Origin of the sequence: Exiguobacterium sp. SH5S4, assembly GCF_004337045.1 — a bacterium.
GTDB classification, from domain to species: Bacteria; Bacillota; Bacilli; order Exiguobacteriales; family Exiguobacteriaceae; genus Exiguobacterium; species Exiguobacterium aurantiacum_A.
In genome coordinates this window covers 1-25,807 of sequence record NZ_SJUQ01000036.1, presented here as the reverse complement: position 1 = coordinate 25,807, position 25,807 = coordinate 1, and the positions used below count along the sequence as shown (strand labels likewise).

The 25,807-nt window shown below is 51.0% G+C and carries 29 protein-coding genes; 20 read left to right on the top strand and 9 right to left on the bottom strand.

The annotated features are described in order from the left end of the window. On the top strand, window positions 1–81 hold an 81-nt coding region (locus EVJ32_RS16545), incomplete at its 5' end, for an IS3 family transposase (protein ID WP_131436690.1). A 153-nt stretch (window positions 82–234) separates the two neighbouring features. On the opposite strand, the gene EVJ32_RS14775 is transcribed toward EVJ32_RS16545, so the two are convergent. Both EVJ32_RS14775 and EVJ32_RS14770 read right to left on the bottom strand, forming a co-directional pair. Then, the gene (locus EVJ32_RS14775; protein ID WP_131458963.1) at window positions 235–963 is read right to left on the bottom strand and encodes an ATP-binding cassette domain-containing protein; all 729 of its coding nucleotides are present in this window, start codon (window positions 961–963) and stop codon (window positions 235–237) included. A gap of 9 nt (window positions 964–972) precedes the next feature. Further along, window positions 973–1,698 carry a hypothetical protein gene (locus EVJ32_RS14770; protein ID WP_070329057.1) on the bottom strand — a complete coding sequence of 242 codons (726 nt, stop codon included), beginning with the start codon at window positions 1,696–1,698 and terminating at the stop codon, window positions 973–975. Between the two features lie 144 nt (window positions 1,699–1,842). On the opposite strand from EVJ32_RS14770, the gene EVJ32_RS14765 reads away from it, so the two are divergent. The 5 genes from EVJ32_RS14765 to EVJ32_RS14745 are packed head-to-tail and all read left to right on the top strand — an operon-like array spanning window position 1,843 to window position 6,309. Next, window positions 1,843–2,484: an efflux RND transporter periplasmic adaptor subunit gene (locus EVJ32_RS14765; RefSeq protein WP_071398966.1), complete on the top strand. Its 642-nt coding sequence runs from the start codon at window positions 1,843–1,845 to the stop codon at window positions 2,482–2,484. Beyond that, window positions 2,481–3,164, top strand: a complete 684-nt coding sequence (locus EVJ32_RS14760; protein ID WP_131458961.1) for an ABC transporter ATP-binding protein — start codon at window positions 2,481–2,483, stop codon at window positions 3,162–3,164. Before EVJ32_RS14765 ends, EVJ32_RS14760 begins: the two co-directional genes overlap by 4 nt. Then, complete coding sequence (locus tag EVJ32_RS14755; protein ID WP_236639526.1) at window positions 3,161–4,312, top strand: ABC transporter permease; 1,152 nt, start codon at window positions 3,161–3,163, stop codon at window positions 4,310–4,312. Before EVJ32_RS14760 ends, EVJ32_RS14755 begins: the two co-directional genes overlap by 4 nt. Before the next feature lie 18 nt (window positions 4,313–4,330). Beyond that, on the top strand, window positions 4,331–5,005 hold the full coding sequence (locus EVJ32_RS14750) for a response regulator transcription factor (protein ID WP_070329061.1): 675 nt from the start codon (window positions 4,331–4,333) through the stop codon (window positions 5,003–5,005). Next, complete coding sequence (locus EVJ32_RS14745) at window positions 5,002–6,309, top strand: HAMP domain-containing sensor histidine kinase (protein ID WP_131458960.1); 1,308 nt, start codon at window positions 5,002–5,004, stop codon at window positions 6,307–6,309. The genes EVJ32_RS14750 and EVJ32_RS14745 overlap by 4 nt, the downstream gene beginning before the upstream one ends. Window positions 6,310–6,312: 3 nt before the next feature. Here the strand turns inward: EVJ32_RS14745 and EVJ32_RS14740 are convergent, their stop codons facing one another. Then, complete coding sequence (locus tag EVJ32_RS14740; protein WP_131458959.1) at window positions 6,313–6,930, bottom strand: TetR/AcrR family transcriptional regulator; 618 nt, start codon at window positions 6,928–6,930, stop codon at window positions 6,313–6,315. A 168-nt stretch (window positions 6,931–7,098) separates the two neighbouring features. Here EVJ32_RS14740 and EVJ32_RS14735 point away from each other — a divergent pair, with 168 nt between their 5' ends. Next, on the top strand, window positions 7,099–7,827 hold the full coding sequence (locus EVJ32_RS14735) for an ABC transporter ATP-binding protein (protein ID WP_131458958.1): 729 nt from the start codon (window positions 7,099–7,101) through the stop codon (window positions 7,825–7,827). Next, window positions 7,820–8,833: an ABC transporter permease gene (locus EVJ32_RS14730; RefSeq protein WP_131458957.1), complete on the top strand. Its 1,014-nt coding sequence runs from the start codon at window positions 7,820–7,822 to the stop codon at window positions 8,831–8,833. Before EVJ32_RS14735 ends, EVJ32_RS14730 begins: the two co-directional genes overlap by 8 nt. A 37-nt stretch (window positions 8,834–8,870) precedes the next feature. Here EVJ32_RS14730 and EVJ32_RS14725 read toward each other — a convergent pair whose 3' ends face one another. Together EVJ32_RS14725 and EVJ32_RS14720 are read right to left on the bottom strand one after the other, a co-directional pair. Then, on the bottom strand, window positions 8,871–10,370 hold the full coding sequence (locus tag EVJ32_RS14725) for a phytoene desaturase family protein (protein ID WP_131458955.1): 1,500 nt from the start codon (window positions 10,368–10,370) through the stop codon (window positions 8,871–8,873). A 210-nt stretch (window positions 10,371–10,580) separates the two neighbouring features. Continuing rightward, window positions 10,581–11,060: a DedA family protein gene (locus tag EVJ32_RS14720; protein WP_131458954.1), complete on the bottom strand. Its 480-nt coding sequence runs from the start codon at window positions 11,058–11,060 to the stop codon at window positions 10,581–10,583. Window positions 11,061–11,328: 268 nt separating this feature from the next. Between EVJ32_RS14720 and EVJ32_RS14715 the strand changes: the two genes are divergently transcribed. Further along, window positions 11,329–12,021: a response regulator transcription factor gene (locus EVJ32_RS14715; protein WP_131458953.1), complete on the top strand. Its 693-nt coding sequence runs from the start codon at window positions 11,329–11,331 to the stop codon at window positions 12,019–12,021. Then, entirely contained in the window at window positions 12,018–13,091 is a 1,074-nt protein-coding gene (locus EVJ32_RS14710) for a HAMP domain-containing sensor histidine kinase (protein ID WP_161568806.1), read from the top strand. Before EVJ32_RS14715 ends, EVJ32_RS14710 begins: the two co-directional genes overlap by 4 nt. Window positions 13,092–13,119: 28 nt before the next feature. Here the strand turns inward: EVJ32_RS14710 and EVJ32_RS14705 are convergent, their stop codons facing one another. Both EVJ32_RS14705 and EVJ32_RS14700 read right to left on the bottom strand, forming a co-directional pair. Then, window positions 13,120–13,740, bottom strand: a complete 621-nt coding sequence (locus tag EVJ32_RS14705) for an SAM-dependent methyltransferase (RefSeq protein WP_131458950.1) — start codon at window positions 13,738–13,740, stop codon at window positions 13,120–13,122. A gap of 214 nt (window positions 13,741–13,954) precedes the next feature. Continuing rightward, the gene (locus tag EVJ32_RS14700; RefSeq protein WP_131458949.1) at window positions 13,955–14,572 is read right to left on the bottom strand and encodes a glucosaminidase domain-containing protein; all 618 of its coding nucleotides are present in this window, start codon (window positions 14,570–14,572) and stop codon (window positions 13,955–13,957) included. Between the two features lie 133 nt (window positions 14,573–14,705). On the opposite strand from EVJ32_RS14700, the gene EVJ32_RS14695 reads away from it, so the two are divergent. Further along, complete coding sequence (locus tag EVJ32_RS14695; RefSeq protein WP_131458947.1) at window positions 14,706–15,155, top strand: hypothetical protein; 450 nt, start codon at window positions 14,706–14,708, stop codon at window positions 15,153–15,155. Window positions 15,156–15,169: 14 nt separating this feature from the next. After that, window positions 15,170–15,814 carry a plasmid pRiA4b ORF-3 family protein gene (locus EVJ32_RS14690; RefSeq protein ID WP_131458946.1) on the top strand — a complete coding sequence of 215 codons (645 nt, stop codon included), beginning with the start codon at window positions 15,170–15,172 and terminating at the stop codon, window positions 15,812–15,814. 48 nt (window positions 15,815–15,862) lie between these two features. On the opposite strand, the gene EVJ32_RS14685 is transcribed toward EVJ32_RS14690, so the two are convergent. Further along, window positions 15,863–17,356, bottom strand: a complete 1,494-nt coding sequence (locus EVJ32_RS14685; protein WP_131458944.1) for an MDR family MFS transporter — start codon at window positions 17,354–17,356, stop codon at window positions 15,863–15,865. Window positions 17,357–17,510: 154 nt separating this feature from the next. Here EVJ32_RS14685 and EVJ32_RS14680 point away from each other — a divergent pair, with 154 nt between their 5' ends. From EVJ32_RS14680 to EVJ32_RS14645, 8 genes are all read left to right on the top strand, one after another. After that, window positions 17,511–18,383, top strand: a complete 873-nt coding sequence (locus EVJ32_RS14680; protein WP_070329078.1) for a TetR/AcrR family transcriptional regulator — start codon at window positions 17,511–17,513, stop codon at window positions 18,381–18,383. 146 nt (window positions 18,384–18,529) lie between these two features. Continuing rightward, window positions 18,530–19,543 (top strand): LacI family DNA-binding transcriptional regulator, encoded by a 1,014-nt coding sequence (locus EVJ32_RS14675; RefSeq protein ID WP_131458942.1) that lies wholly within the window; start codon window positions 18,530–18,532, stop codon window positions 19,541–19,543. Window positions 19,544–19,740: 197 nt separating this feature from the next. Next, a complete protein-coding gene (locus EVJ32_RS14670; protein ID WP_236634147.1) occupies window positions 19,741–21,054 on the top strand; it encodes an ABC transporter substrate-binding protein in 1,314 nt (437 codons plus the stop codon). Window positions 21,055–21,116: 62 nt separating this feature from the next. After that, a complete protein-coding gene (locus EVJ32_RS14665; RefSeq protein ID WP_131458938.1) occupies window positions 21,117–22,016 on the top strand; it encodes a carbohydrate ABC transporter permease in 900 nt (299 codons plus the stop codon). A gap of 3 nt (window positions 22,017–22,019) precedes the next feature. Next, the gene (locus tag EVJ32_RS14660) at window positions 22,020–22,946 is read left to right on the top strand and encodes a carbohydrate ABC transporter permease (RefSeq protein WP_201739061.1); all 927 of its coding nucleotides are present in this window, start codon (window positions 22,020–22,022) and stop codon (window positions 22,944–22,946) included. 24 nt (window positions 22,947–22,970) lie between these two features. Further along, entirely contained in the window at window positions 22,971–24,323 is a 1,353-nt protein-coding gene (locus tag EVJ32_RS14655) for a GH1 family beta-glucosidase (protein WP_131458937.1), read from the top strand. Between the two features lie 98 nt (window positions 24,324–24,421). Continuing rightward, window positions 24,422–24,925 carry a hypothetical protein gene (locus tag EVJ32_RS14650; RefSeq protein ID WP_070329082.1) on the top strand — a complete coding sequence of 168 codons (504 nt, stop codon included), beginning with the start codon at window positions 24,422–24,424 and terminating at the stop codon, window positions 24,923–24,925. Then, window positions 24,925–25,380 carry a WapI family immunity protein gene (locus EVJ32_RS14645; RefSeq protein WP_131458935.1) on the top strand — a complete coding sequence of 152 codons (456 nt, stop codon included), beginning with the start codon at window positions 24,925–24,927 and terminating at the stop codon, window positions 25,378–25,380. The genes EVJ32_RS14650 and EVJ32_RS14645 overlap by 1 nt, the downstream gene beginning before the upstream one ends. A 79-nt stretch (window positions 25,381–25,459) precedes the next feature. Here the strand turns inward: EVJ32_RS14645 and EVJ32_RS14640 are convergent, their stop codons facing one another. Then, the gene (locus tag EVJ32_RS14640) at window positions 25,460–25,642 is read right to left on the bottom strand and encodes a hypothetical protein (RefSeq protein WP_131458933.1); all 183 of its coding nucleotides are present in this window, start codon (window positions 25,640–25,642) and stop codon (window positions 25,460–25,462) included. Window positions 25,643–25,807: the final 165 nt, after the last annotated feature.

Genomic DNA, 25,807 nt, shown 5'->3' with positions numbered 1-25,807 from the left:
ATATCGTTCTACAACCACGATCGTTTCCAGAAACGACTAAACGGCTTGAGCCCTGTCGAATACAGGTCTCAAGCCGCCTAGGCTGGTTTTCATTATTTGCCCTGTCTACTTGACGGGGAGCAGTTCATTCGTCAGAGGCTGGGTTTTCTTATGAAAACATACCGACTAAACAGCCACAGATGACCATACCAGCTGTATAAAACTTGAAGCGGTGTCTTTCCCAAAACGAGTCATTCACGTTGTCACCGCCACATCATCTTGAATGCCTTCGACCATCTTCACGAACGCCTCGTCGGGGTCGGTCGTCCCGGACGCGCGCAACCAGTCTCGGAAATCTCCTTCATACAGGACACGACCTTCATGGAGGAAGATGACATGGGACTCCAGCTGGGATAAGTCATGCAGTTGGTGCGTCGAGATGAGGCACGTCCGACCGTCTTTTACGAGTCGCTGTAAATGACGCATGATGTTGATGCGTGACGCCGGATCGACGCCGCTCGTCGGTTCGTCGAACAAGTAGAGCGATCGTTTGACCGAGGCGAGCAATGTCACGAATAGCCACTTGCGTTCTCCGACCGACATTTTGCCGAGCTTCATCTTCCACAAATGCTCGAACAGCTCTTGTTCCCGGGCGGTCGTGAGTCCGTTGACATAAGTCGCTAGTCGCTTGAAGTCAGGCCGCTTTGTGAGCCGTCCGATGAAGTACGTGAGATCTTTTCCTGTTAATTCGTTGTGATACAAAATCTGTTGCGTTAAATACAGCATGTCAGACGATGGTACGAGCTGTAGCGAGGCCCGGTCGACTGGGAGCGTCCTTGTCATATAATCAAACAACGTCGTCTTCCCGGCCCCGTTCAGGCCAATCAAGACGTTCAGTTTACTCGGATGTAGCGTGAATGAGACGTCGTCGAGCACGGGACGTGTTGCTTTCGGATAAGAGTAGGTCAAGTTTTGAATGTTCATCATTTCCTCCTAGCGTGTGACGGATGAGACGAGGTTGAAGCGATTCATCGCGAACAGGCCGACGATGACGTAACCGACAAGAGAGAGAATTGTCGTAATCAGGTTAAACGAGACGTCGACTTGCGTGACACCATGAACGACGGCGAGCGACAGTTGAAGTAGGGCATAAAACGGATTGGCATAACCGAACCAGACATCTGGCTGTTTGACGGCTAAAAGGAACAGCGGATAGGTGAGAATGTTCGCAAATTTCATCAAGCTCGATACTTTCACCGGCAGAAGCGTCAAGACGACACTCCCGAGCGCGAACGGGAAGCTGGCGAGTAATAGCAGTATTGGGCTCGCGAGCAAACCGAAAGTGAAATGACCGTGGACGAGCGTGACGACAACTGTGAACAGTAGGAGACTGATTGCGGCAAACAAGAGCTGGGCCAATAAGATGGCCAACATGTATGTATATTTGTTGCCGGAGATCATGACGTACGTCTTCATGAGACCGTATTCGCGCATTCGTGCGAGTTCGAGCGCAATCCCGTTCAAATAAGTCGCCAAGATGATGTACACCCAAAAGTACGACAAATACGTGGCGTATTCGGCAGACGTCATCGTACCGATATTTGGTGGACTGTACAGGAGGGCGACACCGAGCGGGAGTCCCATCGTTAAAAGAAATGGAACTTTATCCGTAAGGACGATTTTTGCGTACAGAAAGAAATAACTCGTGATTTGATGCATATATACCTCCGAGGTTGATATGGATTAATTCGATATACGCATTTACTAGCATGATAGTTTCAATTATTTGTAAATTTATCCGTTCATACTTTGTTTATAACTTCTGTTTATCCTTGAGGTACAACCAAAAGGAGGAATTGACAGATGAACAAAAAACTGAAGTGGGGATTAGGTGGCGGTGCCCTGGCCATCGCGTTAGGAGCAGGCATTTTCTTGATGCCGCAATCGGTCGAATATAAGTCAGAGCAAGTGGCGACGGAGACGATTGAGAACGTCTATACGTTTGCCGGTCAGGTGACGACTGTCGGAGAAGATGCGACCGGACGACTGTTGATCGACGAGCGGGATTTAGGGAAAGTCGAGGAAGGTGATGCGCTGACGATCTATGCGAACGCATTGGACACTGAACTCGAAGGAACGGTCGAATCGATTGCGGATGAAGCGGAAGCATTGACGACTCCGGGCTCGTCAGCACGTTATGCGATGAACGTCACGTTGCCTGAAACGGACGGATTACGAAACGGGATGACGCTCGAAGGCTCGATTGTCGTCGAACGTGTCGAAGAAGCAGAGACGCTATCACTCGACAGCATCACGTTTGAAGAAGGCGACGCCTACGTGTACGTCGAGGGCACGGATGGTCCGGTGAAACGGCAAGTCGAGCTCGGCATCAGCGACGGCAGCCGCGTTGAGATTAAAGACGGATTAGACGAAGATAGCGTCCTCTTAATGGATGAGGCAACGGCTGGGGGTATCATGCCACCACAGATCGGAGGAGGACAATGAGCGCACTCATTGAAGTCACCGATTTGACGAAAGCGTACGGGGCGGGTGGAAACGAACAAATCGTGTTGAACGGGATCGATTTGACGGTTCACGACGGCGAGTTCGTCGCCATCCTCGGGCCGTCTGGTTCGGGAAAATCAACGCTCATGAACATTCTCGGTTGTCTGGACGGATACACGAGCGGTCGCTACAGCTTTGGCGACCGTGACGTGACCGGGTTATCCGAGACCGAATTGTCGGCGTTCCGCAATCAGCAGATCGGGTTCATCTTTCAACAGTTCAACTTACTGCCGCGATTGACGGCAAGCGAAAACGTCGAGTTACCGCTCATCTATCAACGGCTGTCGAAGTCGGAACGAAAAGACCGGACGCACCAGATGTTGACGCGTGTCGGGCTCGGCGATAAACAGAACCATTACCCGAATCAACTGTCGGGTGGGCAACAACAACGTGTCGCCATCGCGCGGGCGCTCGTGACAAATCCGTCTCTACTGCTCGCCGATGAGCCGACCGGGGCGCTCGATCAGACGAACGGACGTCAAATTCTGAACTTGTTTCATGAATTGCATGCGGAAGGGAAGACGATCATCATGATCACACATGACCTCGACATCGCCAAAGAAGCGACGCGCATCGTCTACGTTCGGGATGGCCGTATCGAGAAGGAGGAACGACGATGATTCGAGAAAATATACGTATGGCTTGGCTGACGGTGATCAGTCATAAGATGCGCTCTTTCTTGACGATTCTTGGAATTGTCATCGGGACGGCGTCCATCATCACACTCATGACGGTCATCTCAGGTGTCACGTCCTCGATCAATGAAGAAGTCGCGACGTTCGGGGCGGACCGAATGAGTGTCCAAATCGAAGATGCGACGAAGAATGGCATCAGCGTAACCGAAGTGGAACGTCTCGAAGCGATTGACGGTGTCGAGTCGTTATCACCGACGACAAGTCATCAAGCGGACGTCTATTTGGGCGGTCAAACGACCGAACAGAGCGTCCTTGGGAAGAGTGACGCGTTCTTCTCAGATTCGACACTCGCTTCCGGGCGAGGCATCACGCCAGTGGACGTCTCGGAGCGGACACGCGTCGCCGTAATCGGTGATACGGTCGTGAAGGAATCGTTCCCGACCACGTCGCCAATCGGTGAGACGATCACGATCGGCGGGATCCGTTACACCGTCGTCGGCACGCTCGCCCCGTCTTCAGAGTTTTCGATGTCGACGGACGAGACGATCGTCATTCCGGTGACGACCGCGCTTCACCAGTTTCATGTGAATACGATTTCGACGTTTGACCTGTACACGGAATCAGGACAATCTGAGACAGTAAGTGAAGAATTGACGCAGCAGTTGACGACCGCATTTAACGGTCGGGACGCGTTTACCGTCACGAGCTTTGAAGACGCCCTCGCGTCCATCGACCAAATCAACGCCTTGCTCAGCATGCTGCTCATCGGCATCGCGTCCATCTCGCTGCTCGTTGGCGGTATCGGCATCATGAACATGATGCTCGTCTCGGTGACGGAGCGGACGAGTGAGATCGGCTTACGAAAAGCGTTAGGCGCGACACCGGCGAAAATTCGCCAACAGTTCTTGTTTGAATCGGTGCTCTTGTCCGTCCTCGGTGGGTTGGTCGGTGTAGTGGTCGGCGCACTCCTTGCCTTCGGTTTGACCGTCGTCATGGGTGTCCCGTTCACGTTGGCTAGTTCGACCGTCGGCTTGGCACTCGGGTTTTCAGTCGTGATCGGTGTCATCTTTGGATATATCCCGGCCCGTAAGGCGTCCGCCTTGCAGCCGATTGAAGCGTTACGAAACGCATAAAGAAAGAAGGAATCTCGTATGGTCACGCTATTGCTTGTCGAAGATGATCCGGCACTCGGAGGTCTTCTGTTTGAATATTTGACGACAGCGGGCTACCGCGTGCTGTGGGCCGTTGACGGAGAGGAGGCGCTCGATCTGCTCGATCAGCAACCGATCGACGTCATCGTGACCGACATTATGATGCCGCGTCTCGATGGTCGAGCGTTGACCGAGCAACTGCGGGACGCCGGTTACACGCTCCCAATCTTAATGTTGACCGCGCTCGAGACGTTGCCTGATAAGAAGAAAGGATTCCGGGCCGGGGCCGACGACTATCTCGTCAAGCCGGTCGATCTAGAAGAACTCGAGCTCCGCATCGAGGCGATGCTACGACGAGCCAATATATATCGAGACCACCAGATTCAACTGCACGATTGCGTGTTAGACGAAACATCACTGACGGTGATCACCCCGGTCGAGACAATCGAGGTGCCGAAGAAAGAGTTTGAGTTGTTGTATCATTTGGCGACGCATCTCAATCAAGTGTTCACGCGACAACAGTTGCTCGATCGCATATGGGGCTATGAAACGGAAAGTGACGTCCGTACAATCGATGTCCATGTTAACCGTCTCCGGAGCCGCTTGAAGCATGTCGACGCATTTCAAATCAGTACCGTCTGGGGACTTGGGTACCGCTTGGAGTTGAAGTCATGAAGTCCTTCTTCAGCTCGATTTACGGACGTTTCCTGACCATCTTCTTCGGGCTGTTGCTCATCCCGATCTTACTGACGCTGACGCTCTTCTTGACGTTCCAAATGAATGCGTTGACGTCGCAAGTCGAGACGATGCTCGTTGAACGGGCCGAGAGCATGCTGACGGCTTCTGAGCGTTATGAATTAGGAGCCGATGAGGTCATCGACTTGTTTTCCGAACGGACGCTTATTGTCGAGACGGACCGCTACGCGGCCGCAAGTTGGTCGGTCGCGGAGCGCGCGCGTCTTGAACGAGGCGACGTGCTGACCGTAAGCGACGAGCGATTGCCTGCCGTCACGCTTTTAATCGATCGGACTGTCGTGACGTTGTCCCCGAACGCGGACGAGAACCCGGTCACGATTTTCCGCGATCTATCGTTTCAGACGTTGTTGCTCACGGCGCTCGTCTCGAGCGTGCTTGTCTTGTTCGCGGTCCGGCTCATGACGAGACGGATCGACCGGGTGACCGAGGCGGCAAGTAAAGTCGCTTCTGGTGATTTGACGGTACGGGTACATGACGGCGGGGACGATGAGATCGGCAAGTTGGCGAGTCAGTTCAATCAGATGACCGAGACGTTGGCGACGAACGAGTCTAAAAACGAGGAATTGACGGCGATCATGGCGCATGAATTCAAGACGCCGGTCGCCTCGATCCTCGGCTACGCGACGCTATTGAAACGGGCTGACGTACCGACGGAAAAACGAGTCAACTATGCGACAATGATCGAACAGGAAGGCAAGCGGCTGTCGCGGTTGTCACGTGACTTGCTGCGCCTTGCCAAGTTGGATCACTCGGTCGTCGGATTAGACGTCAGCCGCTTCTCGCTCAGTGAACAGATGCGGGAAAGTATCTTATCGTTTGAACGAGAGTCGAGTCGCAAACGGTTGAACCTGATCGCTGAGCTTGATGAAGTCGAGATGGTCGGTGATGCCGGACTGCTGCACCAAGTGTGGATCAACCTGATCCAAAATGCGATGACCCACTCTTATGACGGCGGCACGATCCGCATCAAGCTCATGCAAACGGCGGAATCGATTGTTTGCGAGATCACGGATGACGGGGAGGGCATGACCCCGGAACAAGTGAGCCGTATGTACGAGCGATTCTATCAGGCCGACCCTTCGAGACATCAAGGCGGGTCAGGACTCGGTATGGCGATCGTTCAAAAAATCGTCACGTTGCACGGTGGTCATATAGACGTCACGAGCGAATTGAAGTCAGGGACGACGGTGCGTGTGACGCTTCCCGATCAAAAAGACAGGTAGCTGCTACCTGTCTTTTTGTCTGTCCGGCTTCAACCCGCCCGCGACGAGCGGTCCTTCAAACGTGATCGTATAAATGATGCGTGCGATGTCTTCTACCGTTTCAGTTCGGTCATTATAGAGCCACTCATAAATGACGCCCATATGGGCCGACGAGATATAGGAGACTAAATAATCGGGCGGGACGAGCGACTGCGTCTCGTCGAACAATACGGTCGGGGAACGGTGGAACAGCGCCGTGTACATGTAGGCGCGGAGTCTCGTCTGGAACTGCGGATCGCCGTTCGGACCGAGGAGCGGTTTCATCAAAATCTTATTTTGCTCGATGAACCGGATGAACGGGACGAGTAACTGATGGGGAGCGGAGCCTTGCTGATTGCCAAAGACGTTCGGCAAATTTTTGATGAGCTTTGTTTCGGCCTCATGAAAGATCGCTTCAATCGATTTCTCCATGAGATCGTACTTATCCACATAGTGGCTATAAAACGTACCCCGGTTGATGCCGGCGCGTTCGGTGAGTGCCTTCACCGTGACCGCTTCAAATCCTTGTTCTTCAATCAATTCGAGCAACGCCTGTTTGATCAACTGCTTCGTCCGGACGACCCGTAAGTCTGTCTGTTCCATATTTTTTCTCCTTTATCCAACACATTGTCGCCGTCTGTCGGAAAAACGACACTGTGACCGAGATTGATGATTGTTGGCCGTTCGAGCGCGGACTATACTGAACGTATAAACCAACACGGTGTCTTTTAGTCCAGTGTACACGAGGCAGACATCGGGAGGGAGTCCAATATGAATATTCAACTGAACGACGTCAGTAAATCGTTCGGTGACCAACTGGCCATCGATCATATCGGCTTCACGATCAACTCGGGAGACATTTGTTGTCTCTTAGGACCGTCTGGGTCAGGGAAGACGACGCTCATCCGTTTGATGATCGGCGCATTGGCGGCAGACAAAGGATCGATTCGAGTCGGCGAGACGGTGATGCCGAACATGAACATGCTTCATAAGATCGGGTTCATGCCGCAAAACGATGGACTGTACGACGATTTGTCGGGTGAGGCGAACCTCGAGTTTTTCGGCTCGATCTATAAGCTCGGCAAGGCGGCGCTCAAACAGCGCATCGACGACGTGCTCGCCCTCGTCGACTTGTCGGCCGACCGGAGAAAGCTCGTCCGTAACTATTCGGGCGGGATGAAGAAACGGCTGTCGCTCGCCATCGCCATCCTCCATCAACCGGACGTCTTGTTTTTAGACGAGCCGACGGTCGGGATCGACCCGATTTTGCGCCGGCAGATTTGGGAGCAGTTTCAAACGATTCGAGCCGGTGGGACGACGATCATCGTCTCGACCCACGTCATGGACGAGGTGCTCGAATGCGACCGGGCCGCGCTCATCTACAACGGGCGCTTGATTGCCTATGACACGGTGACGCGCTTGCTCGAGCAGACCGAGAACGGACGCGTCGAGGAACTGTTCCTCATTGCCGGACGAGAGGAGGCGAAGCACGATGCGTAACTTGGCAAAACGGGTCATCTTTCAGACGTTGAACGACAAGCGGAGCGTCGCCTTGATTTTGATCGCCCCGCTCCTCATCCTCACGCTCGTCTACTTCTTGCTCGGCGACTCGGATTACGTGCCGGTCATCGTGCTTGATGAGGCCGCCCAGCAGCAGCTTATCGACGCGTTTGAAGCCGAGACGCTCGACGTGCGACTCGATACGGTCGAGGAGCCGGTTGCTTACTTGGAAGACAATAAAGACGTCGATGCCGTCTTCGAAGCGGGACAAGCGGGTACCGTGATCACGTTGCGCGAACCGTCGACGAAATCGTCGAAAGCGGTGCGTGAGATCCAAGCGGCGTTGTCGGCGCTCAATCCTGCGGCCGACATCGAGATGAATTACGTATACGGAGAAGAAGGACAGTCGACGTTCGATTCGTTCGGCTACGTGTTCTTGTCACTGTTCTCATTCTTCTTCGTCTTCATCCTGTCGGCGATGGCACTCGTCAAAGAGCGGAGCGGGGGCACGCTCGAACGGCTGCTCATGACACCGATCAGACGCGGGCAAGTCATCTTAGGGTACACGCTCGGCTATGGCGTCTTCGCGGTCATGCAGTCCGTCCTCATCGTGCTCTACACGATTTACGTGCTCGGGCTGACGTCGCTCGGGAACATCGGGTGGGTCATGTTCGTCATGCTGCTCATGGCCGGGACGGCCGTCTTGTTCGGGGCGACGATCTCGGTGTTCGCCCGCTCGGAGCTCCAAGTCGTCCAAATGATCCCGTTCACGATCATCCCGCAAGTGTTCTTCTCAGGACTGATCCCGCTCGACTTGATTCCGTATGGGCTCGGCAATTTGAGCTACGCCATGCCGATCTTCTACGGGGCGACGGCGATCAAAGAAGTGATGGTGTACGGGAGCGGTTTCGCCGGGATCTGGGGGTATGTGCTCGGTTTGATCGTTTACGCAGGTGTGCTTTATTTATTGAATATGCGGGCGCTCGGGAAGTATCGCGGGCACTAAAAAAGGATTCGAGCGTGGGCTCGAATCCTTTTTATGATCAGTTTTTAACACCGTCACGCTTCGCGATCTTGTCGCTCACTTGCTGACCGCTCAGTGTCACCATCGGCATGCCACCGCCAGGGTTCACGGTGCCGCCGACGAAATACAGGTTATTGTACAGCTCGCTTTGCTTCTTATGCTTGAAGCCGCCGTTCCGTTTTTTATCTGCGACGGTGCCGTAAATCGCGCCCCGGTCCGATCCATACGTGCGTTCGATGTCATGAGGCGTCCAGACGTCGCGCGTCACCGTATTGTCTCGTAACCCGTCCAAGCCCATGCGTTCGAGCTTATCGAGGACACGTTCCTCAAACGCCGCATACTCTTCTGGTGTGAACGGTTCGTCTTGGATGTACGGGATGTGCGGCAGGATTTTAATGTTCTCGTGTCCTGCCGGCGCTTGTGTCGGGTCGGTCTTATTGACGTTCACCAAATAGATGGTCGGGTCGTCCGGTAGCTCGTGTTTCTCGAAGATCTTATCCATCTGTTCGTGCAAGTTCTCGGAGAAGAAGAAGTTGTGGTGGCCTAAGGCCGGATACTCTTTTTTGACGCCAAGATGAATCACGAAGCCAGAACTCGCCGGTTCATACTTTTTCACGAGCTTGTCGACATAGTCTTCATCCGCATCGACCATCTTTTGATAGAACGGGATGACTTCCATGTTGGAGACGAAGTAATCGGCTGACCGGAGTCGGCCGTCCTCGAGTTCGATGGCGGTGATCTTCTCGTTGATTGTATGGGCACGGACGACACCTTGCCCCGTATGGATTTGGACGCCGGTCTCCTCGGCGAGTTTCGTCAATCCTTCGGCCAATTTGTGCGTACCGCCTTCGACGTACCAGCAGCCTTGCGCGTACTGCATATAAATCATCATGTTGAGCACGGCCGGGGCGCTGTAAGGAGACGAACCGACGTATTTGACGTAGTAGGAGAGCATCGTCCGTAAATGCGGGTTGCTGATCCGTTTCGAGATCCCGTCGTACATCGTCGACGTTAAGTCAAATCCGAACAACGTCGAAAACAGGCCGGTTTTCGCAACAGCTTCTAGCGGCGATTCAAACCCTTCCTTCAAGTAACTCTTCTCGGTCGTATGGTAGATGCGCTCGGCATAGTCCAATAGTGCCCGATACTCTTCCATGTCTTTATGTGACAGCGTCGGATTGGCGCGCTCCATCACGTCGAGGTCGCGATATAAATCTAATACCGTGCCATCCGGGAAGAACGAGCGCCACTCGAGGTCGAGGCGTTTGATCGGCACGTAGTCCGCCATCCGCTTGCCGCTTGCCGCGAACAATTTTTCGAAGATGTACGGCATCGTTAAAATCGACGGACCGAGGTCGAAGCCGAACCCGTTTTGCTCGAGCCGATTCACTTTCCCACCGATATGGCCATTCTTTTCATATAAGGAAACCTCATACCCTTGTTGGGCGAGAGAAATGGCCGCTGACAAGCCGCCAAGTCCTCCCCCGATCACAATTACAGACTTGTTCACGTTGTTCATATACCGTGTCGCCTTCCTTCCAACATCTATTTTGCATACATTCAGCTCTTAAGTACTTTGCCGTCGGTGGACAGATTCCCTGCCTTGACGAGGAGGGGAAGATGCAATTTTGCACATTCAACATATAAACCGTTGGCATTCAATTCTTCTCCGTATACATACCCGTTTGGATACGTTTGGAATCTGAATGTATGAAGTGAGTGGCGGCCGTTAAAGGGACATGACCCAATCTTTCGCTTGATGAAAAATTGGGACGCGTTCAGCTAACTTAATCACGGTGAACCACGCACCGGTATAGCCAAGCGCAGATAAGACGTTATAAAACGTATACGTTCGAAACGACAACGAGGTGAATCCGGCGACATAGTGAATCGGGTGGCGCAAACCGGGAATAAAATAGGAGACAAGAATGACGCGTGCTCCGTATCGTGCATACAGCGCCTCGGCTCGTTTTAAATAACGTGAATCACGTTTTGAAGTTGGGATGAATCGATTCAATCCGCGGCCAATCAAATAAAACCAACTAAAGGCAAACGTGAAGACCATCCAAGTGGATATGAACACGATCCATTCGGGAACTGTCATCACGGCTGTAATCGTCAAATGGGTGACCATCAAGACGTCATCGGACAACGGGGTAAACATGATGCCGATTGCGAGCACCACGTATTGTGTAAGTATTGTTTCCAATCGAGTCACTCCTTCTAACGTCTAGTATGGAGCGATAAGCGTAAGAAGTGTTTAGCGGAGTCTTAAGAAATGTTAAGAAGTTCGACAGAATGCGTTGTGATGCGCTCGATACACTTCATATAGGTAATAACTAAAACGTGAGTCTGCATGTTTTTGCCGTTTCACAGGCGAAAGTGTATGCGAAATGTAAAAGATGCTACGCTAGTTTAAAAAGATGAATTCCAAGTTCGTCTGTCAACACGTATTGCACGATGTGAGGGGGAAGAGAATGCGTCCACAACCGACAATTCTGATTGCCGATGACGATGAGGCAATCCGCGAGTTGCTCGCCATTTATTTAAAAAACGAAGGATACGCCTTGCGATTTGCAAAGACGGGTCAAGAAGTGCTCGACGTCGTCGCACACGAAGCCATCGATTTACTCATCCTTGATTGGATGATGCCCGTCATGGACGGCATCGAGGCCTGTATTGAAATTCGCAAGACGCAGTTCATGCCAATCCTCATGCTGACAGCAAAGACAAGTGATTTGGATTTGATGCAAGGCATCTCGATTGGCGCAGACGATTATATGAAGAAGCCGTTCAATCCGCTCGAGGTGACACTTCGCGCGAAGTCGCTACTTCGACGCTACCGGGACTACGGTGCTGACCAGTCGGCCCAGTCCGGTGTACTCATCTTTGATGACGTCACACTCGATATTCAAACAAGACAATGCACGAAAGGGGACACTTCGATTCGGCTGACACCGAAAGAATTTGATATCCTCGCCTACTTCATGCGTCATCCGAATCAAGTGATGACGGTCGAACAGATTTATGAGGCGGTTTGGGGCGAAGATGCGTTCGAGGTCGACAATACGGTCATGGTCCATATCACGAAAATTCGTGAGAAGATTGAAGAGACGCCGCGGAAACCTTCGTACATTAAAACGGTATGGGGCGTGGGATACCGCCTATGAAAAAACGACAATGGGACCGGTTACTCGTTAAATTAATCGGAATTATATTAATCAACGCACTTATCGCCACAATCGTATTTTTAATCATGGGCTACTCGATTAGCTTGTATTATATTCAGAACGAGACCACGCCTGATCCGTTGATTTATAATCTTGCTTTCTTAAGCGTGACATTTATTACAATTATCATTTTTGTGATTGGCTTTTCATTAATGATGCGAAAGACGCTGCAAAAAATCACGGATTTATCAAATGAGATTGAACAAATCGCAAACGTAGATCTTGGACGAACCGTTGAAGTGACGGGACGAGATGAACTCGCTACGCTTGCAGAGAGCGTCAACCAAATGTCGAGGCAGTTGCATCAATTGTTCGAGAAAGAGCGGGCGCATGAGGAAGAACGGAACCAACTGTTCTCCAACTTGTCCCATGATTTGCGCACCCCGCTGACAAGCGTTCGCGGTTATGTCCAGCTGCTACACACTGAACGGGAATGGACAGATCAAGAGCAAAGTCACTTCAACGTATTACATGAAAAAACGGCACAGCTCGAACACCTTCTCGATCAACTGATGGATGTGAATCGATTGTATTCCTCACAAGTGACGTTATCGAAACATCGCTTGAATATCAGCTTGTTGACAAGCCAATTGGTTCACGAACTACAACCGTTGTTTGCTGAAAAGGGACACCGTTTAACTGTGAACGTTCAACCGGATGTTTATGTGGAAGCTGACCAAGAGCAACTTATCCGTGTCTTTCAGAATTTGATGTCGAATGCGTTAAAATATGCGACGGATGAAAACCCGATTGAACTGACACTCGTGCAACAGGAAACAGTGGTTGAATGGCAACTCTGTAACGGGACGGCACAACAGACAATCGATGCGATGGATCAATTGTTCGACCGGACGTACCGTGTCGATGCATCACGAGGTGAGACACCAGGCGACGGGCTCGGGTTATCGATCGCACGTCAAATCATGTTGCTTCATGAGGGGACGCTTACGGTGTATTCACCGGAAGCAGGGCGTATTTGTTTTCGGGCGCGCTTTACGCTTCGTATGTAAACAGTTGTCGATAGACACAAACACCGAATCAGCTTTCGCTAGATTCGGCGTTTGTGCATTTTTGACCGATGTATTGAATGATCGCGGATGTACCTTGATGAAGTTTTCCCTCGTGTCGTTCCACAACACCTTCAAACAAGTGGCACGTGTTGAGTGAGTCGGTGAAACTGGAGAAATCATGCGTTGTGTATAAGAGCGCCTTTTCTTTTGGTCCGCCCGTCCCATAAGCGAGTTGCTCTTCACTATACACTTCTGTCACGAAGTAGCCTCCTGGCTTCAATGCGCGTTCAATCCCGGTAAAGACAGCCGCTTTCACTTCTTTCGGGAAATGACCGTATATACATAAAACGACATCGTAAGCCTGTTCAGGCCAGTTCGCTTCAGCCAAATCGACGAGACGGGTTTGCAGCGTCACGCCGCGACGTTCGGCCAAACGTGTGGCTTTGTCTAACCCGACTTGCGAATAGTCCCACATTTCGACGTGGAGTCCTTGCTCCGCGAGCCAAACGGCATTTCTGCCTTCTCCCTCGGCGATTGCGAGAACGGTCATTCCTTTTTTGAACAAGTGCGCTTGTTGCTTCACGAACTCATTTGGTTCTTCTCCATAGACATACTCATCCGTATCAAAACGTTGATCCCAAGTTGACATGTGATGTTCCTCCTTATCGACGGTCAAGCCGGCATGCGATCTCGTCGCTTCATTTTACTACATGAATAAAAAAAAGCATCCGAGCAGATGCTCTGAATGCTTGTTAGCGTTTAAGTAGCAAGACGACGCCCGTTACGAGAAGCGTGAGTCCGCTGAATAACCGTACTTGATTGCAAGTCACTATCGTTCACCCCTATAAGTCATGATCATTCGTTCATTTTTTGGCGACCCGGATTTGGGTCCGTCCCATCTCCCGATAGATCGAGAGGATGTCCGTCCCATAATTGCCCGACGGTTGCATCGCCCATTTACGATGCAAGGCCGGCCAAGTCGTCGCAGAGCCTCGTTTCACATAATGGAAGCGCGGGTCGACGCGGGTCGAGTTTAACGCTTCTTTAGAAGCATATGCTTTCAAATGTTGAATCTGTGCTGTTACGCCTTGGTGCGGTGAGCGGAAGAAATGCCCTTTGACCCCGTTACCGACTGTGCCGATCCCTGAGTAATTGTGCTGCTTCGGGAGGACGTCCCCGCCGTAGCGGAAGTAACCTGTCTCTTTCAATGCTTGGGCAAAGGCGACGTCCCCGCGGACGCCTTCTTTTGCGCCGATGATGACGAACAGTTTGGCGAGCTCTTCGACTGTCACGCCATGAAGGCGGACGGTTCTAGGATTTTTCGCTTTCACGTAGTCTGCCATCTGTTGAGGAGTTAAAGTCGATGCTCCCATAATAGCACGATTCTCTTTCTTTGGCGCGGCCTCGACCGCTGTTTCGAAGGTGAAGCATGAAGTTAAAATCAAGATCATAGCTAAGCCAAACGCGAGCACTTTTTTCATCAAGACATCCTCCGATTCGATTGAATAAACTATACAGATAATACCATATTATTCAGAGTCGCAATCATTAATTTTAGCTAAAAAGGGAACATAATCCAAATTTGTGTCGTAGATTAGAATTGAGGTGAGGGGAATGGATAAACAAGCACGTGCCATAGCGCTAAAACGGCATCAACAGAAACGAAATCGTTCTCAAATTAGTCTCGCTCTATTACTCGTTTTGACGTTTATACTCGCATATCAAATCGGACAGTTTTATATCGGGCTCGGAATTGGGGTTATCTTGTCTATCGTTGTGACGGGATGGCTCCATTATAAGGAGAGTCAGTTTGCGCGGAGTATGGCGCCTGAGGCGAACGTCAAGCGATTGATTAGTCGTCAGTATATGTGGACATTTTTGTTCATGATGTTACCCAGCTTGATTTTATTTGTCATGGTTCTATTAGGTCGCCCACTCCTCGGCTTATTTTTTATAGTTGCAGTCGCAGGTCAGTATGTGGTGCAGTGGTATTATGAGCAACAAATTCGGTTGCTTGACCCGGAGCAACCTAGACGGGCAGATGTTCGAGAACAATCGATTTAGAGAGGCGGTACCACATGTTTACAGCATATCAATTCCAGATTAAATTGCTGGGGAGTCCGACCCCTGTATGGCGCCGGTTCATCATCCCGGCCGAGACGAATTTCAAACGGCTTCATGACGCGATTCAACTCGTCATGTGGTGGGAAGATTCACATTTGGCAAAATTCGAGGACGATTTACGTAACCCGACGTTCCGCTTCGTGTTAAATCCTGAAGAAGTGTATGAACACAAAGATCGTCTCGCGTATTTAAAGGCTCAGTCAAAGCTGAGCGAATTTGAAACGAACCTATTGGAACGGTTCAAGCAAGTAACGGTCCGGGACATGAAAAACGTGAAGCTCCCGAGTATCATCGAGTCCCATCAAACACTCTACTACACGTACGACTATGGGGACGATTGGCAACATGAACTGACTCTGGAGAAAGTCATCGCCGATTATCCGCACCCGCATCCGTTGGTGACGGAGTGGGAGGGCGAGACGCCGTTCGAGGACATCGGTGGCATGGCTGGAAACATACACCTGCAAGAGATTTTAAATGATCCGAACCATCCGCAACATGAAGAAATGATTGAGTTAGGAAAAGAAGTTGAGCCGTATGAAGTCGATCGCATCAACTTTTTGTTGAAAGAGTATGTGACGGTGAAGCGAGTGAAATAGCACGCAAAGAAAGCCGTCCTGTGAGAACAGGGCGGCTTTTCGTATAACTTAATTCGCTTTTTTGAGCTCTTGCTCTTCTTCCTTGAAATCGAGTTTTCGAACATCGACCCGTTTCACAAAGAACGCCAAGATGAGCGCCAAAATGTTCATGACTAACGCAACATAAAACGATACTTGAATCCCTGACAGTAGCGCTTGCTGCGTCATCACACCCATTGCGCTCTCGGTCAGTGTCGACGGGTCGACGCCGGTCATAAGTGACTCGGCTTCGGTCCGCGTCACCGAGTTCATAATCGTCACCAAGACAGCCGTCCCGATCGCGCCGGATACTTGTTGAGCCGTGTTGTTGATGGCCGTACCGTGCGGGTTCAGGCTCGTCGGCAATTGGTTGAGACCGTTTGTTAAAATAGGCATCATCACCATCGACATCCCGAACATACGAAGCGTGTACGTCGTAACGATATACGTATACGTCGAGTCGAGCTGGACGTTGGCGAGCATATACGTCGAGATCGCCGTGATCGTGAGACCGGTGATCGAGAGGAGCTTCGGCCCGAACTTATCGAACAGTTTCCCCGTGATTGGTGACATGATCCCCATGATGATGGCACCTGGCAACAGCATCAGTCCTGAGTCGAGCGGTGAGATGCCGCGGACGCTTTGAACGTAGGCCGGCGTCAAGATCATCCCTGAGAACATGGCGACCGCGTTAACCATCGCGATGATCGACGCGAGGGCGAACATCGGATATTTATACGCCCGTAAGTCGAGGAGCGGTTTTTCCATGTTGAGCTGGCGGACGACGAACGCGATAAGTGCGACGAGGCCGACGATCATCGTCGTCAAGACGATCGGGTTATCCCAACCGTCCGAACTGGCCGAACTGACGCCGTACAAAATACCGCCGAAGCCGAGTGTCGACAAGACGAGTGACAAGTAGTCGAGCGATTGGTCTTTGTTTTGCACCATGACGTTCTCAGCTTTCCAAATCGCGAGTCCGAGTCCAATGATAGCGAGCGGGAGAATCATCTCAAACAAGACACGCCAGTTATAATACTCGACGATATAGCCTGACAGTGTTGGACCGATCGCTGGTGCCGTGATCATGACGAGTCCGAAGATGCCCATCGCCGTTCCACGTTTCTCACGCGGGAAGCTGACGAGCATGACGTTCATCAAGAGTGGTCCCATCGTCGAAGCTCCGACTGCTTGAATCATCCGGCCACTGAGTAACCAGCCAAACGTCGGAGAGAAGGCGGCAATCGCTGTCCCGAGAGTGAAGATTGCCATTGACGTAATGAAGAGCGCTCGGTTCGAAAAGCGGGTGATCAAGTAGGCCGATGCCGGGACGAGGACACCTGTCACGAGCATAAAGCCGGTCGCAAGCCATTGGACGGTCGAGTAGTCGGCGATGTCCAAATCGACCATGATCGATGGGAGCGCGACGTTAAGTAATGAGTTGTTCAAGAAGGCGATGAATGCCCCGACGAACAAGACCGCGAGCATGAGATACGGCGGTTTCTTTTGGAATTCTGGTTTCATCTGGACTGCTCCTTTATTTTATAAATAGTTATATACTAGTAAGTGTCAATGACATGATTTTATACCCGTTGTACAAATAAATCAACAATTTTGTACCGTGAGTTTAAAATGCTATACTTAGGATACAAATCAAACAGAACGGAGTAATCAGTATATGAAAGATAAGAAACGAAAAGTCGCGGACGTCGCCATGACGTTGTTCATCGAGAATGGGGTACAGCAGACGTCGGTCCAAGAAATCATCGAGCGAGCCAACATCTCGAAAGGGACGTTTTATAATTATTTCGCCTCGAAAACGGACTGTGTCGCCAACATCCTTGAGAACTTGCGCTATGACGCCGGCCAGCGTCGCATTGAGATGCAGATGGGGCGGGACAAGCGCGATAAAGACGTATTCATTGAGCAGATCTCGATTCTCATTCAGTTAAATGAGGAACGTAATCTGTACGCCTTGTTCGAGTCGATCATGTCGGCGAACGAACCCGAACTGAAGAAACTCGTCTTGCAGCACCGCGTCTATGAGATCGAGTGGCTCGCCATGCGCCTGACGGAAATTATCGGCGAAGCGATTCGTCCGTATTCGATCGAATTGACGATTCTATTCAACGGGATGTTGCAACACGTGCTATTCACACTTCGCATCACCAACACGGCCTACTCGATCCAACAGCTCGTTCGCAACCTGTATGCGTACGTCGAGCTGATGGCGGCACGGATGGTCGAGACGGGCGAACATATTTTGAACCCGGTCACGGTCGATCAAATGCGGGGGACGACGGATAAAAACTTGGTCACGAAAGAAGAGTTGCTCAAAATGGCAGAGCGGATCCAAAAGCATGTGCTGATGACGGAAGAACAAGGGGATTTATTTGAGGCGATCACGTATGAACTGCATCAAGAGCGGCTTCGGAAAATTGTCATCGAGCAATTGCTCAAGCCGTTCCAACGTTTGTTCAAAGGTGTGACCGGCGAGACCGAGGTACAAAAATTTACGAATCTTGTCTGGTTGTATACACGGACACATTGACGACAAAAACTTTCTTGTTGCTGTTATATAGAAGAAAGACGTCACAAAAATAAATCTCAAAATATTCCACGAAAAAGAATTGATTCCTACAAATTCATGCGCTACAATCAAGTTACCGAAAGCGCTTTCGGGAAGAGGAGACTGACATGGGTACGATCTATGATTTAGCAAAGAAAACCGGCTTTTCGATCACGACCGTCTCTAAAGCGTTGAACAACTACAAGGACGTAAACGAAAAGACGAGAGCCAAAATTTTAAAAGCTGCCGCCGAGATGGACTATCTGCCGAACGCGCACGCCCAGTCGTTATCGACGAAGAAGTCGTGGGCGATCGGAGTCATGTTCTCGGAAGCGAACGAAGTCGGGATGAAACACCCGTTCTTCAACGGAATCATTGAGAGTTTCCGTCACGCGACAGAGGAACAAGGCTACGATTTGATGTTTGCCTCAAGGAACCTCCGCAACCGTGACATGAGTTATCTCGAACACTTCAAACACCGCGCCGTTGACGGCATCGTCGTCATCTGCTCGGACCGGATGGATGAGCAAGTTCAAGAACTCATGCAAAGCGACATCCCGATCGTCGTCGTCGATATGGACAGCGCGGATTGTAGCGTCGTCTATTCGGACAATATCGCGGGTGCACGTCTAGCCGTGAACCACTTGTACGAGCTCGGTCATCGCAAGATCGCACATATCGCCGGTGACAGAACGATTGACGCCGGTGCGACCCGAATCAAAGGGTACGAGCTCGCCATGCAGGCACTCGATCTTCCAATTGAACCAGGTTATTTGATCAACGCCGGATTCTTTTCAGTCGAAGAAGGTAAACAAGCGATGGAGAAGCTTCTCCAGCTCGAAACCCCTCCGACCGCAGTATTCGTCGCGGGTGACCAGATGGCGATTGGTGCGATTGAAGCCGTCCATGAGCACGGTCTCCGGGTACCGGAAGACATCTCGATCATCGGTTACGATGACATCGACATGATCAAGTACATCACGCCGAAGCTGACGACGATTCGTCAAGATACGGACGAGATCGGCGAAGCAGCGGCCGAGTTGTTGATTGAACAGATGACCGCTAAAGAACGACTCACAGAACGTCGCGTCATTCCGGTCAAATTGATCGAACGCTTGTCATGCGCACCGGTCAAAAAGTAGAGTAGTCCCGATGATATTTCGAAGTCGCTCTCTCCCCTTTAACCGGATAGAGGGAAGAGCGCGATTTCGAAAGTCATTCTCAAAAAATCGAAATCGCTTTCGATATTTTATTTCGACATTACCGAAAGCGCTTTCGACAAATTATTACCTCTTCTTGCAAACGCTTTCTAAAAAACATTAAAAGGATGGGTTCACACATGCGTAAAAAATTAGTCAGCTTACTTTCAATCGGAGCACTATCAGTCGGCGTCTTGGGCGCGTGCTCAAACGACGAAGAAACTTCAGGTTCTGAAACAGCTTCTAAAGACGACGTTCTAAAAGTTTGGTCGTTCACAGATGAGCTCAAAGAACCAATCAAAACGTACGAAGAGCGCAACGGCGTCAAAGTAGAATTGACAATCGTTCCAATCGCTGACTATCCGACAAAACTCAAGCCAGCACTTGAAAGCGGCGTTGGGGCACCGGACGTATTCACTGGGGAAATCGCGTTCCTTAAGCAATGGGTTGACGCAGGATACTGGGAAAACCTTTCAGACGAGCCATACAACGTCAATGAAATCGCGGACGACTACATCCCATACGTCTTTGACCTTGGGAAAGATCAAGAAGGCAACGTGCGCGCCCTTTCATGGCAAACGACTCCAGGTGGTGTCTACTACAAACGTAGCCTAGCGAAAGAAGTGCTCGGTACGGATGATCCGACTGAAATCGGAAACATGATGAGCTCGATGGACGGCGTCTTCGAAGTTGCTGAGAAGATGAAACAAAAAGGCTATCGTATGTTCCCAGATGAAGGCGCAATCCGTTGGTTCTCACAAGGCGCAAACCCTGAAGCATGGGTAAACGACAAGAACGAACTCGTCTTGACACAAGACAAGATCGACTACATGGACTACGCGAAAGAGCTTCGTGAGAAACAATACACGGCACTCGCTCCAGAATGGTCACCATCTTGGTTCGAAGGTATGTCTAAACCAATCAAAGTTAAAGAAGGCGGCAAAGAAGTCGAAACACAAGTCTTCTCGTACGTCCTCCCAACATGGGGTCTCCACAGCGTCTTGAAAGACAGCGCGAAAGATACAGCCGGTGACTGGGCAGTCACGAACGGTCCAAGCCCGTACTTCTGGGGCGGCACATGGCTCGGAGTTTACGAAGGATCGAAAAACAAAGAAGCAGCATACGACTTCGTTAAACTCATGACGCAAGACGAAGAGTTCTTGACAGGTTGGGCTGAAGAGACTGGTGACGTTCTTTCTTACAAACCGGTCACAGATAAGATCAAAGACGATTTCAGCGACGAGTTCCTCGGCGGACAGAACAACTATGAGTTCTTCCTCGACCAAGCTGATAAAATCACACCAGGGATCGTAACGAAATACGACCAGCAGCTCGACACACTCTACGGCGCGTCTGTCCTCCAATACGTTGAAGGCAAGAAGTCGAAAGACGAAGCAATCGCAGAGTTCAAAAAACAAGCGAAGAACGCTTACCCAGACATTACAGTTGACTGAAGCAAGCTAACCCGTGGGGGGATTTCCCCCCTTAAGGGTTGCTATGGAAGGAGTAACACGACGTGAAAAAACTAGACCGTTACGGCTATGCCTTTATTGCCCCATTTTGGGTCGTCTTTTTGACATTCAGTATCTATCCGGTCTTCTTGACCCTGTACTACAGTTTCACCAACTATACCGGCAGCCCGGGTGAAGAGGTCGTCGGTTTCGCGAACTACGCGCGTTTGTTGACAGACACATACTTCATCGAGGCGTTCGTCAATACGATTAAGATTTGGGGAATAAACTTTGCCTTGCAAATCGGTCTCGCACTGGCTCTCGCGCTCTTGTTCTCAGATCTTCGTTTGAAATTGAAGGGCCTCGCGTTCTTCCGTTCATTCTTCTATCTTCCTAACTTGATCACGATCAGTTCGGTCGCACTCTTGTTTGGAATCTTGCTTGACTGGCAGCACGGATCACTCAACATGATGCTCTTGAAACTCGGCATCATCTCAGACCCAATCAATTGGTTATCGCAACCGGTGACGGCACAACTGTCCGTCTCACTCATTTTGACATGGATGTGGTTCGGTCACTCGTTCATCATCGTCATGGCCGGTGTGTCGGGGATTTCGCAAGATTTCTTCGAAGCTGCTCATATCGATGGCGCGAACCGTTGGCAGATGTTCACGAACGTCACGGTGCCACTGCTTAAACCGATTCTCTTGTATATCATGATCACATCGCTCATCGGTGGCCTGCAACTGTTCGACCTTCCGCTCTTGTTGACGGATGGAGTCGGTGCGCCAGATGGATCACTGAACACGATGGTGCTTTACTTGTACAACCAAGCATTCAAGTATAACAACTACGGCTATGCATCAGCGGTTGCTTACGGCTTGTTCTTGATCACGCTCGTCTTCTCGGCGGTCGTCTTCAAAGGCATGTTCCGTAAAGAGCGCGCTGCGCAGAAGGGAGCATAACCAATGGAACAAAATGCAGAATCACGGCGTATGCTCGCCGACAGCGAAGTACAGCCGCCGCGCGAGGAGAAACCTCTCCGCGTAGAGCCGCCAAAAAACAAGGACAAAAAGAAACGGTTTAGCCGTGGCTTGATCTATACAGGCTTGGTCATCTTGACGATTATCTGTTTCATCCCGTTCCTCATGATGCTCGTCAACGCGACACGGACGAACGGAGAAATCATGACCGGTTTCTCGCTCATCCCAGGGACATCACTACTCGATAACTATGCGATCTTGAGCGACTACATCAACATTTGGACCGGGTTTAAAAACAGTTTGATTGTTGCGGTACTCGTGACGTTACTCTCGGGTTACTTCTCAGCCATGACTGCGTTCGGATTTGCATTCTACGACTTCAAAGGGAAAAACGTACTCTTCATCTTCATGCTCGTCATGATGATGGTCCCGGGACAACTCGGACTCATCGGTTTCTACGAGATCAGCAAGACGCTCGGGATTCTCGATTCGTTCATCCCGCTCATCATACCGTCGATCGCGAGTCCGTTCGTCGTCTTCTTCATCCGCCAGTACACGCAAGCGACGCTGCACGTCAGTATGATCGAAGCAGCGCGGATCGATGGAGCGAGTGAGCTTCGCATCTTCCATACGATCGCGCTTCCGATGATGATGCCAGCTGTTGCGACGATGTCGATCTTCACGTTCATCGGCTCGTGGAACAACTACTTGATGCCGCTCGTGCTCTTGTTCTCACCAGAGAAATACACGTTGCCGGTACTCATGGGCTTCTTGAAAGGTTCGCAAGTCGCCGAAAACCTCGGCGCCCTTTACCTCGGTATCGCGATTTCAGTCGTGCCGATCATGATCGCCTTCTTGTTCTTGTCGAAATACATCGTCAGCAGTATCTCGGCTGGTGCGGTCAAAGAATAACTAGACAGAAAAGAGGAATTGACTATGCAGTTTAACAAAGACTTCGTCTTCGGAACGGCAACTTCGTCTTATCAAATCGAAGGCGCCCACAACGAAGACGGGCGTACGCCGTCGATCTGGGACATGTTCTGTGACATTGACGGACGTGTGTTCGAAAAGCATAACGGTGACGTCGCTTGCGACCACTACCATCGTTATGAAGAAGACATTCAGCACATCAAAAAGCTCGGCGTTGACACATATCGCTTCTCGATTGCCTGGCCACGCATCTTCCCGGCCAAAGGTGAGTTCAACCCGGCCGGTATGGAATTCTACAAGACGCTTGCGACGCGTCTCCGTGAAGAAGGCATCAAGCCAGCCGTCACGCTCTACCATTGGGACCTCCCGATGTGGGCCCATGAAGCAGGCGGCTGGGTGAACCGCGACTCGGTCGACTGGTTCCTCGAGTACGCGAAAGTGTGTTTCGATGAGCTCGACGGCATCGTCGACTCATGGATCACGCACAACGAACCATGGTGTGCCGGCTTCCTCGGCTACCATGTCGGTGTTCACGCACCGGGACATCGTGACATGAACGAAGCGGTCCGCGCCGTGCACCACATGTTGCTGTCACACGGTAAAGCAGTTGAATTGCTCAAGAACGACATGAAGTCGACGACACCGATCGGCATCACGCTCAACTTATCACCGGTGTACGCGAAGACGGACTCGGCGAACGACAAACTCGCTCAGAACAACTCGGACGGGTACTCGAATCGTTGGTTCCTCGATCCGGTCTTCAAAGGCCAGTATCCGGTCGACATGATGAACTTGTTCTCGAAATACGTTCACTCGTACGACTTCATCAAACCAGGTGACATGGAGACAATCTCGACAGAGTGCGATTTCTTTGGCATCAACTTCTACAGTCGCGGACTCGTCGAGTTCAGCGCAGCGAACGACTTCATGACAGTCGCCGCTTACTCCGATTACGACAAGACGGGCATGGGCTGGGATATCGCCCCGAACGAATTCAAAGACCTGATCCGTCGCTTACGTAACGAGTACACAGATCTTCCAATCATCATCACAGAAAACGGCGCAGCGTATGACGACGTGCTTGAGAACGGCGAAGTCCATGACGATAAACGCATCGACTACGTCAAAAAGCACCTCACAGCCGTATCTGACTTGAACGACGAAGGCATGAACATCGCCGGATATTACCTCTGGTCGCTCATGGACAACTTCGAATGGAGCTTCGGTTACGAGAAGCGTTTCGGCATTCTCTACATCGACTTCGAGACGCAAGAGCGCGTCTGGAAAGATAGTGCGAAATGGTACGCCGGCGTCATCGAACAGCATAAAGCAGGTCACGCCGACAGCGTCGAAGCGTAACCAACAAAACAGCCAATCCCTGCCGCTACGGGGATTGGCTGTTTTTGTGTGGAACTTATTCAAGGGGGGAACGTATGAAGTAGGGAGGAGGAGCGACAATGGCGTTGGACTATCGAACAGACGAAGAACGCGCCGAAGACCGTTGGACGACAGCGCTTTTCATGTGGACGCTCAACGGGTTCATCTTTGGGATGTTGTACGGTGTGGTGTATCGGGACGTTGCCGTTGTCTTCTTATCTTGTTTTTTGCTCGTCTTCGGAATCAAAGGCGTGTTTCGGCGCGATGACCGCATCAAGCGGGAACGAGCGATTCGCGAGATGGGGATCGAGCTCGACTCAAAAGAGGGGGAAATGTTGATGAAACGCGAATATGCGACATACGAAGTGACAGGCTATGATGACCAAGGCAAGATCAAATTCATTCATTTGAAGGAAGGCGAGTTCGTCTTGCCGGTCGAGATCAAAGGGGACGACTTGACGAAAATCAAAAAGATGATGGAACTGAATCCTGGGGTGATCGTCATCGTCCATGCGGCAATCGACCAGAAGCGGATGCGCCTCTTAGAGATTGACGGCTATTCGTTGCGGAAGGAAGAAAAGTAATGGCGATCACAAAACTGATGTCGCGCGACGAAACGATTGATGTGACGATTGAGAGCTACGCGTACGCTTATCCTGACGCCGACAACGTCCATGACGCAGCGTGGCACCGCAATTGGATCGGGCTTCACACGCCGGACCACCGCATCACGTTCGATGACATCATGCTTGATAGTTTGCTCGTCGCGCACTACATACCAGTATTTGAGTCGTTCGTAGCGGGTGACGTGCAGGAAGTCGAGTTCGAGCCGACGGAACCGTTCGTCAGTTTGACGTTGACGAGAAGAGATGGCGACGGAGACGAGGTGGGCGTACGAGGCCATCTGGAGCATCCGCTCGGGGACGATACGGAAGAGTTGAGGTTCGAGTTTGAGACGTCCGTGTTGAACGTTGAGCGCTTTCTAAAAGGCTTACGGGACATCGCGGATCAGTTCCCGGTTCGCATGGTGACGGAATAAGTAATTATACGTCAGGAAAGCCACGGCCAACAGAACAGTGACGTGATAAAAAAACGCCGTGACAGTAAGTGTCATGGCGTTACGAATCGAGTTGTGATGTGTTGGCCCGATACTTGCCTAACGAATAGGCAGCGCACAGTAGGAAAATCGTATGTAGGCCAGCGCCGATCAGCATCGCATAAGGGAAGATAGACTTGAATCCAAGTCCGAAGGCGAGGGCTGCGCTCGACAATATCATAAAACTGGGTGTGTAGTTTTTCATATTATCTCAACTTCCTTATTTGTTTCCCTAAATATAACGGGGCTGGGACATAACTAGCCTGTTTTAAAGCTTTTCAATAAAAAGAGGGGTCCGGTCACCGATTTTCGGTGGCCGGACCCCTTCTTTGCACTTCCCCCGATGCCCACGGCGATGAACTTCCGTAGG